We start from the raw sequence: 16699 nt of genomic DNA on the forward strand, positions 1-16699 counted from the left end.
GCAGACTCTAACCGGCAGCGCCCGCGCGCACGGCCGCGGCGACGCGGCTGCGGAGCGCCGCCTTGTCGATCTTGCCGACGTTCGTCCGCGGCAGGTCGTCCACCTGCTCGATCCGCTCGGGCCACTTGAACTTCGCGACCCCGAGCGCGGCGAGGTGCCGCTGGACCGCCGGCAGGTCGACGTCCGGGCCGGCCACGACGTACGCGCAAGACCGCTCGCCCAGCCGGGCATCGGGCATCGCCACCACGGCCGCCTGCCGGATGCCGGCGTGCCGGAGCAGCAGGAGCTCGACCTCCTCGGCGTTGATCTTCTCGCCGCCGCGGTTGATCACGTCCTTGATCCGGCCCTCGATCAGCAGCTGCGGAACGCCGTCGTACGTCTGCCACCGGGCCAGGTCGCCGGTGCGGTAGAACCCGTCCGATGTGAACGCGAGGGCGTTCCGCTCGGCGGCTGCGTAGTACCCGGGGATCGTGTACGGCCCGCGACAGCACAGCTCGCCGATCTCGCCGTACGGCGTCTCGGTCTCGGTGCCCGGGAGCAGGATGCGGACCTCGTCGTACTCGCTCAGTGGGGTGCCGACCGTCCAGAGCCGTGCCTCCCGCGGATCGTCCAGCCGGCTCATCACGAACAAGCCCTCGCCCATGCCGAACAGCTGTCCCGACCAGATCCCGCGCCGCTCGAGCTCGTCGAACAGGGCCTCGGGGACCTTCGTCCCGGACAGCACCACCTGGCGCAGGGCCGGCAGCTGATCGAGGAACCCGGGCTGGCAGAGCGCACCGAAGTGACCGTGGCCGATCAGCGCGGAATCGACGCCCGCCCGGTGCAGCAAGGCCGCCGACGCGGCGGCGTCCGGGGTGCCGAGGACAAGGGTGGCGCCGCAGCTGTGCGCGGCATGGACCGCGCAGGCGATGCCGGCGTTGTGGACGACCGGGATCAGATGACCGACGTTCGTCTCCGTGGTCCAGCCCAGGCGACGCGCGTACGACGCTGCGTTGTACCAGTACTCCGCGTGCCGGCGAGGGATCAGCTTGGGCACTCCCGTCGTACCGCCGGACAGTTGCAGGGCGGCCAGGTCCTCCGGCCCGACGCTGCGTTGAGCCTCGTCGATGCGGGTGCGAATCGTCTCCGCACTCAGCGCGGCGCCAGGTGTGGGCTCGTCCGCGCCGATGGTGATCAGGTGGCGAAGGGTCGGATGGCCGGCGGCGATCTCTCGGGCGAAGGCGACCAGGTCGAACGGCAAGCCGGCCTCGACCAAGTGTGCCGCAGCCGAGCACTGCCGGCTGATCTCGCCGATCTCATGGGCTCGATGGGCGGCGAGCGCTGCCACCGGCACCAGTCCCGCTTTGAGGCACGCGTACCAGGCAACGACGGTCTCGAGCCGGTTGGTGACCTGAAAGATCACCCGGTCCCCGGGCCGCAGACCGAGCTCGAGCAGGCCCGCGCCGAACCGATCGGTGCGCTCGTCCAGCTCGGCGTACGTCAGGCTCCCCTGCTCGGCGACGACAGCGACCGCGTCCGGGTACCGCTGCGCGACGGCGGTGAACTCCCGGGCGATCGTGCGCGAACCCCACAGCCCAGCCGCGCGGTAGCGCTCGGCCAGCTCGGCCCGGAACGGCGGCACCAGCTCGTCGGTGATCATGCGGCGCCGCCCAGGTCGACGAGGTCGACGCGCTCGGTGACGAGGGCGCCGACGGCGAGCTCGATCGCGGCCGGATCGAGGCGCGCCACCACCAGCGTGCCCACCTCACGCCGGATCCGTTCCGCTACGTCGAACATCGTCAGCACCGATCCAGTATCTGCTGCAGCGCTCACCAGCACGCCGGAGATCGCCTCATCGGACGCAAGCTCCTTCACGAGGGTGTCCGCTCCCGATCCCCACGGATCGTCCACCGTCACGTGCACAGGTCGCAGCCCGGGGATCTCCGAGCCACGCACGCGACGCGATCCGAAGGCCGCGCCGAGCGGTTGCCGCAACACCCACTCGGTGAGGTTGCCCTCGTCGACCTGCGAGACGTCGCAGTGCGCGTACTGCGCAAGCGCCGTGCGTACGATGTCACCCGCCGACCCGGCGAACCGGTCCACAGACACCTTGCCGGCCCGCGTCATGTACGAGACGAGCAACTGCTCCACCGGCAGATCCAGCCGGGTCGGGAACGAGTCCCACCAGCTCATACTGCGCGTCGCCGTCTCCTGGAGATGCTCGACGGCCGGCCGCCGTACCTGCTCGTACTGGACGAGCGCCGCCTCGAGATCGTCCGCGTCGGCAAGCGCCGCGGCGAGTGCGATACCGCCTTCCATCGCGAGCTTGGTGCCGGACCCGATCGAGTAGTGCGCGGTGTGTGCCGCGTCGCCCAGCAGTACGACGTTGCCGTCATGCCAGCGATCGCAGCTGACGGTACGGAACCGCAGCCAGCGCGTGCGGTTCCCGATTAACCTGTGGCCGTGCAGGTGTTCGGCGAAGGCGTCACCAAGACAGTCGAGCGAGTCCGTGTCACTCTCGTCGAGCGGCAGCCGCTCGGTCGTCGCGTCGAAGCCGGCCCGGCGCCACGTCTCCTCGTCGGTCTCGATCAGGAACGTGCTCCGATCGCTCGCATAGGGATAGGCATGCGCGACGAAGGTGCCGTACTCGGTCCGCACCGGCGCGAACACCGCCCTCGGCAGCGCCACGTCCGTCCCTGCCCACAAATACAGCCCTTTGTGTACGTCGACCCGCGCGCCGAACACCTCCGCCCGCGCCTCTCGCGTGCCACTGCTGACACCGTCGGCGGCGATGATGAGGCCGGCGTCGAGCTCGTCCGCGGTGACGCGTGCGTTGTAGCGGAACTCGACGCCGGCCTCGGCCGCGTGCGCGCGCAGCACGTCCAGCAACGTCGAGCGGCCGATCGCGATCAGGTTGTCGAGCGCCAGGCTCACCTGCCGACCGCCGACCGCCATCGACATCTCGTGCGACCAGGCGTTGGCGACGATCGCCGCGAACGTCTCCGGGTCCGCGGCGTCGAGGTTCCGCTGCGTCCGGGTGGCCAGACCGACGCCGAACCCGAAGGTGCTCGTAGGCTCCGACTGCTCGAAGACGCGGACCCGGGTGTGCGGATGGCGGAGCTTGAGGAGCCGGGCGACGTACAGACCGCCCGGTCCCCCACCCAGCACATCCACGGACCGAAGCCTCACTGCGGCCCGCCTGCAAGCGCGAAGCGGCCGACGTCCGACACGTGATCTGCGTGATCCTTCGGCACAACCGCGGAGTACACCGCCGTCCAGCACCCTGGGCAGCACAGTTGCCGGAACACGACCTCGTCGTCCACGTACGTCGACGGCTCGGAGGTGATCTGCGGCCCCGCCTCGGTCGACGGGCCCTCGAAGAGCGCGAGCTGGAGCTGCGTTTCGGTCGACAGGTCCGCGAGCTGATGGCCGCAATGCGCACAGCCAACCTGGTTGCCTGCGACAACGAGGTTGTCGTCGAGCCGCCGTGCGTTCGCCACATCCACCCGCGGTGCATCGGCTGCCTGCGACGCACCTGCGCGTTGCCGTCGCTGATCTCGCAGCCGCTCACGCAGTACGGCGGTCTCGTCATCGTCGACCACACCGTCTTGCAGGACGACGCCGTACACGTCGACGGCGGCTGCAGGTGACACCTTCTGCTCCCGTACGTCGCCCGCTACGGCAGCCGGATCTCGACGCAGCGGATCGCCGTACCCGCCACCGCCCTGCCAGCTCAGGTACAGCACCTCACCGGGAGCCAAGTAGGACTGTGCGTAGCAGTCGCCGAGCTCGACACCGGCACCCAACTCGTCCAGCGACTGCGGCACCTTGCCTTGCCCGAGCAGCGCGTGTACGTCGATGCCCCGGGCAACCGCATCGAGCCCGGTGTTGCCGGGATAGCCACCGGCGAGCCCGTTGTTCTGCGAGACCGCCTTGCCGGCCGAGGCCAGGACGAGCCCGGCAGGATTGTTCGAGCCGTACAACGTCACCGCGACCGACGCGCTCACGCCACCGCGCTGCCGCCCCGGACCGCCTGAGTCGGGCTCCTCGCGCCGCCACAGCGTGAGCAGCGGGTAGAGAAACTCCGTCATCTCCACGTCCGGGATGCGACCCATCGGAATGCAGAACAGCCCACCGGTGTCCATGCCGTCCGTCTGTGGCCGGGCGCCGAAGCCACCGGCCATCGGTTCCATCATCACGTTGAGGAACGGCATCGGGACCTCGCCCCGTTCGTCGAGGCCGGCCACGACCGCGGTGTCCCAGGTGCCACAGCACGCGGCCTGGACGCTCTTGCCCAGATCCACCGACTGGTCGAGCAGCTGCGACAGACATTCCGCGACCAAGGTGCCGGTGAGCCAGGCCGGGCCGATCGGGCCGCGGCTGACGGCTGCCGGGAAGGTCGCGTTGTTGATCGTGCCCTCCTCCGCCACCAGGTCGAAGCAGCGCATCAGTCCACCCGCAGACCAGGGAATGTCGTGCGCCAGGATCGGCAGCAGGGCGAGCATCACGCCGCCGCGCATCCCGGCGAAGGTGCAGTTGATGACGCCGCTCTGCGGGTCGGTGCCGTGGAAGTCGAAGGACAGGTGGTCGCCGGCCTTGGTCATCGCGACGGTGATCTTGTGCACGCCACGGTCGCCCTCGTGCGACTGGTCCTGGTAGCCGGTCGCCCGCCAGGTACCGTCCGGCAGGGCGGTCAGCTTGCGCCGGAGCCGGCTCTCGGCGTCCGACATCATCCGCTTCATCACCGCCTTGACCGTGTCGGCGCCGTACTGGTCGATGACTTCGGTGAGGCGCTTGCGGCCGACGGAGTTCGAGCCGATCTTGGCGCGCAGGTCGAGGTTGACCAGCATCGGCACCCGCGACCGCCGTACCCACGCGTCGGCCACGTCGTCCTGGAGCTCGAAATCGCGCACCACCTTGATCGGCGGAGTGGGCAACGCCTCGGCGAACACGTCCTGTGCCGCCGGGGAGAACGAGCCCAGCCCGACACCGCCCAGGTCCGGCTCGTGGCAGATCGCGCTGGTCCAGGCGAACAGCTTGCCCTCGTGGAAGACCGGCTGGAAGACGATCACGTCGCTCTGGTGCAGCCCGCCGCCGACCCACGGGTCGTTGCAGAGGAACATGTCGCCTTCGCGGATGCCGGGGTTGCCGGCCCGGTGCTGCAGCGTCCAGTAGATCGCCAGATCGACCGCGCCGACCAGCATCGTGTTGTAGAGACCGACCTGCACCTCCTGGCCGACCTCGTCGCAGATCGCGAAGTCGAAGTCGTTCGCGTCGGTGACGATCGGGGAGCCGGACATCCGCTTCAGCGCCTCGCCCATCTCCTCGGTCACCGACCAGAGCCGGTGCCGGATCACCTCGTAGGTCAGCGGGTCGAGGCCGTCGATCTGCTCCTGCGTGACCGTGTGCACCGGGAGCGACGCCGGCAGCCCGGCGGCGAGTACGGCGGGGTCGACGGGACGGCTGGAGAAGTGCTCCGAGCCGGGGATCTGCATCGCCATGGTCAGGGCCTCCGCTGGGTGTCGATCGTCAGGTTGCCGAGGTTGTCGACCACACCGGTCATCTCCGGCGGTACGACGACAGTCGTAGTGGGCACTTCGATCACGGCGGGACCGGTGATCACGTGGCCGGCCTTCAGCGCGCGATAGTCGTAGATCGGCGTCTCGACGTACCCGACCCGGGCGTCCAGACAGACCTTCCGGGTGGAGCGCAGGGCCGCGGACGGATCCGGCCCGGCGGCATCGGCGAGCTTCGGCAACGTGGGCGAGAACGGCAGCACGCCGGTCCCGCGGACGCGGAAGGTGATCGCCTGGATCCCGGCCGCGCTGAAGCCGGTGCCCTCGCCGTACAACTCGGCGTACCGCTTCTCGAAGGCCGCGACCGTGTCGGCCACCGTGGTCGCGTCGAGCACTCCGTTCGGAACCTCGACCGAGACCTCGGCCAGCTGTGCGGTGTAGCGCAGGTCCAGCGACCGGACGCACTCGATCCGCTCGAAGCTCAGGCCTTGACGGTCCAGTGCGGACCGGACCTGCTCCTCGAGTAAGGCGAAGTTCTCCTGCGCCCGCACCGGATCGAACGGCATCGGACCGGGATCGGACAGCTCAGCGGCCAGCACGACGTCCGAGGACGCCAGACCGTAGGCAGAGAACGCCGACGCGACCGGACCGAGCGGTACGACGACCTCACGGACACCGACCTCGGCGGCGTACGACGCACAGTACGCCGGACCCGCGCCGCCGAACGCGTAGAGCACGAACGACCGCGGATCGTGGCCGGCCTCGACCACCGTCTTGCGCAGCAGGTCACCGGTCTGGGCGTTCTGGATCGCCCAGATCGCGGCCGCGGCATCCTCGACGCTGAGGCCCAGCGGACCGGCGATCCGGTCCCGGATCGCCCGCTGGGCCGCCTCCACGTTGAGCGCCTTGCGGCCACCGAGCAGCCCGGACTCCGGGAGGATGCCGAGCACCAGGTTGGCGTCGGTGTTGGTGGGTTCGGTGCCGCCGGTGTCGTAGCAGGCCGGGCCTGGGACGGACTGCGCACTGCGCGGTCCGACCTGGAGGTTGCCTCCGGCATCGATCCACGCGATCGCGCCGCCGCCGGAGCCGATCGCATGCACCTCGAGCGTCGGCACGTTGACCGGGTGGTGGTTGATGATCGTGGTGCTGGCCCGGACCGGTTCGCCGTCCACGATCAGGCCGACGAGGAACGTCGTACCGCCGACGTCCGTGGTGATGATGTTGCGGTGGGACAGTTGCCGGCCGAGGGAGACGGCGCCGACGACGCCACCGGTGAGCACCGAGCCGACCGTGCTGATCGCCGCGGAGGGTGCCGCACTCGCGGCGATCGCGCCACCGTTGCTCTGCATCACCAGCAGCGGGCCGGCCAGCCCCTGCGCGCGGAGCCGGCCTTCGAGCACGCCCAGGTAGTCGCGCAGACCAGGCCCGATCTGCGAGCTCATGATCGTCGTCGCGTTCCGGGCGAACTCACGGATCCGCGGACTGACCTCCGAGGACAGCGCGACGAACACGTCCGGATCGGCCTCGTGGATCAGCTCCCGGATCCGCCGCTCGTGCACGGGGTTCTTGAACGACCACAGCAGCGACACCGCGATCGAGCGGATCCCTTCGGCGAGCAGACCGGCCACCGCGGTCCGCACCGAGTCCTCGTCGAGCGGTACCACGACCTGGCCGTCCCGGTCGATCCGCTCGACCACCTCCAGCGCGTGCCGCTTGGGGATCAGGCCGTGGTTCTTCCCTTGGCCGAGCACGTTCTGCAGCTCGTCCGGCGACGAACCGAGGTACCGGCCCTCGACGTTCATGATGAAGATCGAGTCGCGGTGCCCGACCGTGGTCAGGAAGCCGACCGGCGGCACGTTGCCCGTCACCAGCGCGTTCAGTGACGAGGTGGTGCCGTGCGCGATGTGGTGCGTGCCGGCGAGCATCCGCCCGACCGGCTCGCCGAGCTGCTCGGCCAGGCCGGCGAGCGCGTCCATCACGCCCTGGGAGTAGTCCGCGGGCGTCGACGGCGCCTTCGCCGCGACGATCGTGCCCGCGTCGTCGTCCAGCACCGCGTCGGTGAACGTCCCGCCGACGTCCACTCCGATGACATAAGCCATGGCGTCCTCGCTTCCTGTGAGGACACCAAACTAGACAGCTGCTTACGCAGGCGTCAATACTTCGACACTCTTGTCAGATACTGGACAGCAGGCGGACTGGGTTCCGGCCAAGCGCGGTCCTGAGCCAAGGTCTTGACATGTTTGCGCAACTTGCCGCAAAGTTGCGGAAACCTTGGAGACCACCCGGGAGCCGATCCGTGAACCCAACCCTGACCGACGTCGCGCAGCGTGCCGGCGTCTCGTTGTCGACCGCGTCCCGGGCGTTCAGCGACCCGGACCGGATCGGCCGGGACACCCTGCGCCGGATCATCACCGCCGCGGAGGAGATCGGGTACGTCGCCTCGGCCGGCCGCCGGTCGCGGTCCGCGAGCCTGCCGACCCGCTCGGCCACGGTCGCGGTGATCGTGCCGGACATCGGCAACCCGGTGTTCGCCGGTTTCGTGAAGGCGGCCCAGGCGCACGGGTGGAACCGGCGGCAGACGATCGTGCTGACCGACACCGACGGCAGCCCGGACCGGGAGCGGGAGATCCTCGGCGAGCTGCACGAGCGGGTCGACGGGTTCATCGTCTGCTCGCCCCGCCTGCCCGCCCACGACATCGTCGAGCTGTGCGGTGACACGCCGCTCGTCCTGGTCAACCGCACCTCGGACGAGACCAACAGCGTGGTCCCGGACGCGGCCGACGGCCTGCGGCAGGCGCTCGAGTACCTGCGCGTGCTCGGCCATGACCACGTCGCCTATGCACAGGGCTCGCCGCTGTCCTGGTCGAACCAGAACCGGGTCGGCGCGCTCCAGCACCTCGCGGACGAGGCTGACATCGAGCTCGAACTGATCGGCTGGCAGGCGGAGACGGTGGCCGGCGGCCAAGCCGCGGCGGCGAGCGTCGTCGCCTCCGGTGCCACCGCCGTGATCGCACACAACGACCTGATGGCACTCGGCATCATCACCGGCGCCGCGAACCTCGGCGTCGAGGTGCCCGGCGACCTCAGCGTGATCGGCATCGACGACACCCCGCTCGCGGAGGTCGGCCGGCCGACGTTGACCAGCATCCAGGTCCCGATGTCGCGCGCCGGCGTGATGAGCGTCGACATGCTCCACCAGCAGCTCAGCGCAGAGCCGACCCAGGCGCCGTCGGTTCCGCGCACGGTCACGCTCCCGACGCAACTCGTCGTACGGCAGAGCACCGGGCCGGTCTCCGGCTGGACACCGGCGCGCGGACGGAGCAACGCATGAGAGTCGTCGTCACCGACCCCAACCTGCTCCCCCTGCGCGCCGACCTCGAGGCCCTGCTGCCACCCGGCACCGAAACCGTCTGGGCCACCCCGGACACGGTCCTCGACGCGCTCCCCGACGCCGATGTCTTCGTCGGACCGGCGTTCAGCAAGGAGATGGCCGACGCAGCGCCCGGCCTCCGGCTCGTGCAGGTCGCCGGCGCCGGCACCGACCGCGTCGACCGGCAAGCCATCGACGGCAGGACGCTCGCGAACACCTACCACCACGAGGACGCGATCGCCGAGTACATCGTCTGGGCGACGATCGCGCTCCGCCGCGGCCTCCCCCAAGCCGACGCGGCACTCCGCGAAGGACGCTGGCTCTCCCCGGTGTACGACGCCACGCTGCCCCAACCGCACACGCTGGCCAGCGCCTCGATCGGCTTCGTCGGCCTCGGCCACATCGGCCGCGCCGCCTGGCGAGTGCTGCAAGCCTTCGGTGCCCAAGGCCAAGCGGTCACCGGGTCCGGCCGAGCCGACGCCGAGGGCCTCAACTGGGCCGGCGACACCGCGCAACTCCCGCGTCTGCTGGACGAGTCCGACGTACTTGTCGTCTCCGCACCGTTGACCGACGCCACCCGCGGCCTCATCGGCGCTGCCGAACTCAAACGGCTCGGGCGCGACGGCGTCCTCGTGAACGTTGCCCGCGGACCGCTCGTCCAGGAGCAGGCCCTGTACGACGCCTTGCGCGACCGGACCATCCGCGGCGCCGCCCTGGACGTCTGGTACTCGTACCCCGGCCCCGACGGCGTGGGTAAGCCTGCCGACGCGCCGTTCGGCGAGCTCGACAACGTCCTGCTGACTCCGCACGTGTCCGGGATCACCCGGCAGACCTTCCTCGGCCGCGTCCAGGACATCGCGGCCAACATCACAGCTCTTGCCGAAGGCAACGAGCTGCGCAACGTCGTCCGACTCTGAAAGCACTCCTCATGACCGATCGCATCGTCGCCGCCGAGGTCATCGTCACCAGCCCCGGCCGCAACTACGTCACGCTCAAGCTCCGGACCGCCGACGGCCTCGTCGGGTACGGAGACGCCACCGTCAACGGCCGCGAGCTCGCCGTCGCGTCGTACCTGCGCGACCACGTGAACCCGCTGCTGGTCGGGATCGATCCGGCGCGGATCGAGGACACCTGGCAGTTCCTGTACCGCGGGGCGTACTGGCGCCGCGGCCCGATCACGATGGCCGCCATCAGCGCCGTCGACCTCGCCCTGTGGGACATCAAGGGCAAGACCGCCGGCCTGCCGGTGTACCAGCTGCTCGGCGGCGCCGTCCGCGACCGCGTGCTCGCCTACACCCACGCCTCGGCTTGGGAGCTTCCCGCCTTGCTCGACGCCGTCGACGCCCGGCGCGAGGAGGGATTCCGCGCCGTCCGAGCGCAGTCCGGCGTACCAGGACTGGAGACCGTGTACGGCGTGCATCGCGACGCCCACGGCTATGAGCCCGCGACCCGCGGCGCCGCTCCGGTCGTGGAGTCGTGGAACACCGACGCTTACCTGCGGCACGCGCCGTCCGTGCTGACCGCAGTCCGCGAGCACGTCGGCTCGGACCTGGCCTTGCTGCACGACGCGCACCACCGGCTCACCCCGCAGCAGGCGGCACGACTCGGAAAGGAGCTCGAGCCGGCGGACCTGTTCTGGCTCGAGGACGTCACACCGGCGGAGAACCAGGAGGCCCTGCGTCTCGTCCGTCAGCACACGACGACACCGCTGGCGATCGGTGAGGTGTTCAACACCATCTACGACTGCAAGGACCTGATCACCGAGCAGTTGATCGACTTCATCCGCGTCGCGGTCGCCCACGCAGGCGGAATCAGCCACCTGCGCAAGATCTTCGCGCTGGCCGACGTCTACCAGGTCCGGGCCGCGCCGCACGGGCCCTCGGATGTCTCGCCGGTGTCCTTCGGGGCCAGCGTCCACCTCGGACTGTCGACGCACAACTTCGGCATCCAGGAGTACATGGGCTACGACCCGCTGGCACACGAGGTGTTCCCGCACTCGTGGTCGTTCGCCGACGGCTACCTGCACCCGGGTGAAGCGCCGGGTCTCGGTGTCGAGGTCGACGAAGCACTGGCCGCGAAGTTCCCGTACGAGCCCGCCTACCTGCCCGTCGCGCGCACCCTCGACGGCGCGATGACCGACTGGTGATCGATTTGTCTCCGACTCTGAGCCGCGGGTCCGTCCCCCGGCAGCTGCTCACCCACGACCACCGGCCGTCCACCGCAGGCATCGTCCACCTCGGGCTCGGCAACTTCCACCGCGCGCACCAGGCGGTCTACACCGCGCAAGCCGGCGACTGGGGCATCCTCGGCGTCGCCAGCCGCTCGGCCACCGTCGCCGATGCGCTCAACGCCCAGGACGGCCTGTACTCCGTGCTGGAGTTGTCGCCCGCGGGTTCCGCGATCAGCGTGCCCGGCGTGCACACCGGCGCGATCGTCGCTGCTCACGACCCCGCTGCCGTGGTCGCCGCGATCGCGGCCGAGGACACCCGGATCGTGTCGGTGACCGTGACCGAACACGGCTACTGCATGGACCCGAGCACCCATCGGCTCGCCCTCGACCACCCCGGCATCGTTGCCGACCTCAACAGTCCCGCACCCGTGACCGTCATCGGGCAGCTCGCCCGTGCGCTCGAACTCCGAGCCGCCACGCACGGCCGCCCGATCACCGTCCTCAACTGCGACAACATGCAGTCGAACGGCGCCCAGACCCGCCGCCTGATCCTCGAGTTCCTGCAGGCCGCGAACAGCAACGCCGAGGACTGGGTCGCCGCCAACGTGACCTTCCCGAACTCGATGGTCGACCGGATCGTTCCCGCGACCACGGACGCCTACCGCGCTTCGGCGTACCGGCTGCTCGGCGTGCAGGACCCCATCACGGTTCCGGCCGAGCCGTTCACGATGTGGGTGATGGAGGATCGGTTCGCCGCCGGGCGGCCGGCGTGGGAGCGGGCCGGCGCGGTGTTCTCCGACGACGTCGAGGCGTACGAGCTGATCAAGCTGCGGCTGCTCAACGGCACCCACTCGCTGATCGCGTACCTCGGCGCTCTCGACGGCCGCGCGACCATCCCCGAGGCGCGCGCCCAGGACTTCATCGAGTCGGCGGCCCGCGCCGTACTCGAGGACGAGTATCTGCCGAGCATCGAGTTGCCGGACGGCTTCGACGTCGAGGCGTACGTCGACTCGCTGTTCCAGAGGTGGTCGAACGACGCCCTCGGCCACCGCACGCAGCAGGTCGGCACCGACGGATCCGTCAAGCTCCCGCAACGCATACCCGCGCCCGCCCTGCGACTCCTTGCCAAGGGCATCATGCCCGAACACCTGGCGCTGACCATCGCCGCTTGGCTGTGCTGCGTCGCGCCACCGAACGGCTTCGACCCAGGACCGCACGCGCGCGCCATGGTCGACCCCGCCCGCGACCACCTCGTCGCCGGCAGTCCAGAGACCCTCGCCCAGGAAGCCACCACGCGCTTCTTCCCCGCTGAGCTTGCTCAGAGCAACCAATTCGTCCGGCGCATCGCCGAGTACGTCGCCGTCATCCGCACCGACGGCGTCCGAGCCGCGGCCCGCGAGGCCGCACGCTCCCGCACCCCTCACCAGCCGCAGGCATCGCCCGCGGCCTGACGTCCCCAGAGGATCCGCCATGGAAGCAACCTCGACAACAACGGTCACCAAGGAACCACCCCGCCAAGAGGTCCGCCGGGCCGCGCTCGCCGGCCTGATCGGCACCGCCCTCGAGCAGTACGACTTCGTCATCTACGGCACCGCCTCGGCGCTCGTGTTCAGCAGCCTGTTCTTCCCGAACGTCTCCGCGACCGCCGGTCTGCTGGCCAGCTTCAGCGCCTACGCAGTCGGCTTCTGCGCCCGCCCGCTCGGCGGCTTCTTCTTCTCACGGTACGGCGATCGCCTCGGGCGCAAGTGGATCCTGGTGGCCACCTTGACCCTGATGGGCGTGTCGACGATGGCAATCGGCGTCCTGCCGACGTACGAGAGCGTCGGGGTCTGGGCGCCGATCCTGCTGGTGCTCAGCCGCTTCCTGCAGGGTTTCGGCGCGGGCGCCGAGCAGTCCGGTGGCGCGACCCTGCTGACCGAGACGGCAGCCGTCGGTCGCCGTGGCCGGCTGGCAGCGCTGATCATGACCGGCGCCGCCGCGGGTACGGCGCTCGGCGCCGGAGCGTGGGCACTCGTGCAGCTGCTGCCCGAGGAGCAACTGCTGGCGTGAGGCTGGCGGCTGGTCTTCCTGAGCAGCGCGTTCGTCACGGTGGCGGCGTACATTTTGCGGCGGAAGCTGAAGGAGACGCCGGTGTTCACCGAGATCAAGGCCGAGCGTGCAGCCGCCGCGGCGCCGGTGCGCGAGGTGTTCCGCAACGGCAAGAAGGCGGTCGCGCTGGTCACGCTGATGACGGTCGGGCTGAGTGTGCAGTCGTACACCTACCAGGTGTTCATGGCGTCGTACCTCAAGGGTGAGGTGAAGATCGACGCGCAGACCGTGCCCGAGATCCTGCTGGTCGGTGCGATCTTCGGCGGGCTCGGGGCGATCGTGCTCGGGTACCTGTCGGACCTGTTCGGCCGCCGGACCGTGTTCCTCGGGATCGCCGGACTGCTGCTGGTACTGCCGTTCCCGACGTTCCTTGCCCTGAGCACCGGAAATCTCACGCTCATCTACGGCGCGATGATCGTCGGGTTCATCTTCGCCTGCCAGGGCGGGGTCGCGGTCACGATGAGCTACTTCCCGGAGATGTTCGGCAGCCGGTACCGGTACGCCGGGGTCACGCTGGGCCGCGAGTTCGCCGCCGTCCTCGGCGGTGGTTTCGCACCGCTGATCGCGGTCGCGCTGCTCGGCGCCTTCGACTCGTGGGTGCCGGTCGCGATCTACATGACGGTGGCGATGGCGGTCACGTTCGCCGCCGGCCTGCTGGCGCCGGAGACCAGGGACCGGGACCTGCTCGCACCCGAGAACGCCACCGATCGCACACTGGCCCCAACCGCCGCCTGAGCAACCCGAAGTCAGAGGAGAGCCATGAAGGCCATCGTCATCCAGGGCAAGCTCGACCTCGTCGAGACCGAGCTGCCGACCCCGGAACCGCAGCCCGGGCAGGTGCGCCTCCGGATGGCGTACGGCGGGATCTGCGGCTCCGACCTGCACTACTACAACGAGGGCGCGAACGGCGAGTACGTCGTCCGCGAACCCCTCGTCCCCGGGCACGAGCTCTCCGGCACGGTCGACCTCGACCCGTCGGGTGAGCTCGCGCCCGGGACACCGGTCACCATCCACCCCGCCACGTTCGGCACGTCCGAGCCGGGGATCGAGGACCGTCCGCACCTGTGGCCGAACGGCGCCTACCTCGGCAGCGCGTCCACCTGGCCGCACACCCAGGGCGGGATGAGCGAGTTCCTGGTGGTGGGCAAGAGCATGCTCCGGGTCCTGCCCACCACCCTGCCGCTACGCCGCGCCGCCCTGGCCGAGCCGCTCGCTGTCGGCTTGCACGGCATCACCATCGCCGGCGGCGTCAAGGACAGGCGCGTGCTGGTCTCCGGCTCCGGCGCGATCGGCCTGCTGACCGCCGCGGCCGCACTGGCCCTCGGCGCCGCCGAAGTAGTCACGACCGACGTCCTCCCGGGTCCGCTGCAGCGCGCCCGCGACCTCGGCGTCCACGACACCATCCAGATCGGCACGCAGGACGTCCCGTCCGGACACTTCGACGTCGTACTGGAGTGCACGGGTATCCCGGTCGCCATCACTGGCGCGCTCGACGCCGCCCGGCGCGCCGGCATCGTCGTACTCGTGGGCATCCCGCTCAACGAGGCCCGTCCGGTGAACCTGTCGCCCCTGGTCTCCCGGGAGCTCCAGCTACGCGGCACCATGCGCTTCAACGACGAGATCGACCAGGCCGTCGACCTCCTCGACACCAACCCCCGCCTCGAGCAGGTCGTCACCCACGAGTTCCCCGCCCCCCAGGCCGTCGAAGCCTTCACCGTCGCCAAGAACTCCGACGCCTCCGGCAAGGTCCTCGTCTCCCTCTGGTGATCGCTCCGATGAGTTCTGTCGGTGGGCGCGGTCTATACAGGTGGAGGGAGGTGGCATGGACCTCGAGGACGAGTTCGCCGTACACCGGGCAGGCCTGGTCACACACTGCTACCGCATGCTCGGTTCGCTGCACGACGCCGAGGATGCGGTGCAGGAGACGTATCTGCGCGCCTGGCGCGGGCAGTCACGGTTCGAAGGGCGCTCGTCGGTGCAGACCTGGCTCTACCGGATCGCCACCAACGTGTGCCTCAACTCGCTGCAGCACAGCAGCCGTCGCGTCGTCCCATCCGCCATCGGCGCACCCAGCCACGACCCGGACAACCTGCAACCGGACGCCCTCGAGGTGACCTGGCTGGAGCCCTTCCCGGACCGGATACTCAATGCGGACCCGGCCGCCGTGGTCGGGAAGCGGCAAAGCCTCCGCTTGGCGATGGTCGCCGCTCTACAACACCTCGCACCGCGGCAACGCGCCGTACTCATCCTGCGCGAGGTGCTCAACTGGCCGGCGGCCGAGGTAGCGGTGATGCTGGAGACCACCACGGCGGCGGTCAACAGCGCACTGCAGCGGGCCCGGGCCGAACTGGCCAGGGTTCACCCGGCCGAAGACGAGCTCAGCGAACCGGACGAGCCGGTCCGACGGGCGCTGCTCGACGACTTCGCCGCCGCCTTCGAGCGCAAGGACCTGGTCGCGCTCGAAGGGCTGCTGACCGCGGACACCCGGTGGGAGATGCCGCCCGTTCCGTCCTGGTTCCGCGGGCGGACCGACGTACTGCGGCTGCTGGACGCGAAGCTCGATCCCGGCCGCGGGTTCCTCGTCGAGACCTCCGCCAACGGCCAGCCCGCCTTCGCGCTCTACAACCGGAGCAGCGACGGCCTGTACCACGCGCACTCGATCAAGGTCCTGACCCTGACCGCCGGCGGAATCGCCGCCGTGACGGCCTTCCACACCCCCGCCATCTTCCCGGCCTTCGGTCTCCCGATCGGCCGGTCGTCCAAGGAGGAACCATGACCCCGGCTGACACCCTGCGCGCTCTGCACGTCCCCGGCACCCCCGTCGTCATCCCCAACGCCTGGGATGCGGCCTCGGCCCGGGCCGTCGAGGACGCCGGCTTTCCGGCCGTCGCGACCAGCAGCTTCGCCACCGCGACGATCCTCGGGTACGACGACGGCGAAGCGGCCCCCGTCGACGACGTCCTGGCCGCGGCCGCACGGATCGCGCGAGCGGTCTCTGTCCCCGTCACCGTCGACTTCGAACGCGGCTACCGGCTCCGGCCGGCCGAGCTCGCCGAGCGGTTCGCCGGCACCGGCGCCGTCGGCCTCAACCTGGAGGACTCCGATCCCGCGACGGGTGAACTGGTCGACGCCGACGAGCAGGCCGCCTTCCTCGCCGAGGTCCGTGCCGCCGCCGGACCAGACCTGGTGATCAACGCCCGGGTCGACGTCTTCATCCGCGGCGCCGGCGCGCCCGAGGACCGGCCGCGTGCCGCGATCGACCGGGCCGTCCGCTACCTCGCAGCCGGCGCCGACTGCGTCTACCCGATCGCCACCGACGACCCCGAAACCATCCGCACCCTCACAAAGGAGATCCCCGGCCCGGTCAACATCAGCTACGGCACCGGCAACAACTCGCTCGCCGACCTGGCCGCCCTGGGCGCCGCCCGCATCACCTTCGGTCCCATGCTCCAGCGGCACCTCTACAGCCGGTTGAACTCCACGATCCTTCCCGCCCTGGCCGCGGGCCGGAATCCTTTCGCCGACTGACGAGTCGGCAAGCGTTCTCCGATGAAGGGGCCAACACCCCGGCGGAAG

Annotated in this window: 11 protein-coding genes and 1 pseudogene; 8 read left to right on the top strand and 4 right to left on the bottom strand. The window is 70.2% G+C overall.

All coding sequences use genetic code 11. The annotated features are described in order from the left end of the window. Positions 1–7: 7 nt before the first annotated feature. From ACIBGM_RS07315 to ACIBGM_RS07330, 4 genes are read right to left on the bottom strand one after another with little or no spacing between them, the layout of a single operon-like run. Positions 8–1639, bottom strand: coding sequence for a (2,3-dihydroxybenzoyl)adenylate synthase (locus ACIBGM_RS07315; protein WP_396384785.1), 1632 nt, complete (start codon positions 1637–1639; stop codon positions 8–10). Then, positions 1636–3153 (bottom strand): FAD-dependent monooxygenase, encoded by a 1518-nt coding sequence (locus ACIBGM_RS07320; RefSeq protein ID WP_396384786.1) that lies wholly within the window; start codon positions 3151–3153, stop codon positions 1636–1638. The genes ACIBGM_RS07315 and ACIBGM_RS07320 overlap by 4 nt, the downstream gene beginning before the upstream one ends. A gap of 11 nt (positions 3154–3164) precedes the next feature. Further along, complete coding sequence (locus ACIBGM_RS07325; protein ID WP_396384787.1) at positions 3165–5480, bottom strand: hydantoinase B/oxoprolinase family protein; 2316 nt, start codon at positions 5478–5480, stop codon at positions 3165–3167. A 2-nt stretch (positions 5481–5482) separates the two neighbouring features. Continuing rightward, positions 5483–7594 carry a hydantoinase/oxoprolinase family protein gene (locus ACIBGM_RS07330; protein ID WP_396384788.1) on the bottom strand — a complete coding sequence of 704 codons (2112 nt, stop codon included), beginning with the start codon at positions 7592–7594 and terminating at the stop codon, positions 5483–5485. A 197-nt stretch (positions 7595–7791) separates the two neighbouring features. On the opposite strand from ACIBGM_RS07330, the gene ACIBGM_RS07335 reads away from it, so the two are divergent. From ACIBGM_RS07335 to ACIBGM_RS07370, 8 genes and pseudogenes are all read left to right on the top strand, one after another. After that, entirely contained in the window at positions 7792–8826 is a 1035-nt protein-coding gene (locus ACIBGM_RS07335; RefSeq protein WP_360535981.1) for a LacI family DNA-binding transcriptional regulator, read from the top strand. Next, on the top strand, positions 8823–9782 hold the full coding sequence (locus ACIBGM_RS07340) for a 2-hydroxyacid dehydrogenase (protein ID WP_396384789.1): 960 nt from the start codon (positions 8823–8825) through the stop codon (positions 9780–9782). The genes ACIBGM_RS07335 and ACIBGM_RS07340 overlap by 4 nt, the downstream gene beginning before the upstream one ends. Before the next feature lie 11 nt (positions 9783–9793). Further along, entirely contained in the window at positions 9794–11011 is a 1218-nt protein-coding gene (gene manD / locus ACIBGM_RS07345) for a D-mannonate dehydratase ManD (RefSeq protein WP_396384790.1), read from the top strand. Further along, positions 11008–12486, top strand: coding sequence for a mannitol dehydrogenase family protein (locus ACIBGM_RS07350; protein ID WP_396384791.1), 1479 nt, complete (start codon positions 11008–11010; stop codon positions 12484–12486). Before manD ends, ACIBGM_RS07350 begins: the two co-directional genes overlap by 4 nt. Before the next feature lie 19 nt (positions 12487–12505). After that, a pseudogene (locus ACIBGM_RS07355) lies at positions 12506–13858 on the top strand (MFS transporter). 24 nt (positions 13859–13882) lie between these two features. After that, positions 13883–14890 (top strand): zinc-binding dehydrogenase, encoded by a 1008-nt coding sequence (locus ACIBGM_RS07360; RefSeq protein ID WP_396384792.1) that lies wholly within the window; start codon positions 13883–13885, stop codon positions 14888–14890. Between the two features lie 55 nt (positions 14891–14945). Next, positions 14946–15899, top strand: coding sequence for a sigma-70 family RNA polymerase sigma factor (locus ACIBGM_RS07365; RefSeq protein ID WP_396384793.1), 954 nt, complete (start codon positions 14946–14948; stop codon positions 15897–15899). Then, positions 15896–16651: an isocitrate lyase/phosphoenolpyruvate mutase family protein gene (locus ACIBGM_RS07370; protein ID WP_360535995.1), complete on the top strand. Its 756-nt coding sequence runs from the start codon at positions 15896–15898 to the stop codon at positions 16649–16651. Before ACIBGM_RS07365 ends, ACIBGM_RS07370 begins: the two co-directional genes overlap by 4 nt. Positions 16652–16699: the final 48 nt, after the last annotated feature.

The sequence above is a fragment of the Kribbella sp. NPDC050470 genome (assembly GCF_044458365.1).
In the GTDB taxonomy this organism is placed as follows: domain Bacteria; phylum Actinomycetota; class Actinomycetes; order Propionibacteriales; family Kribbellaceae; genus Kribbella.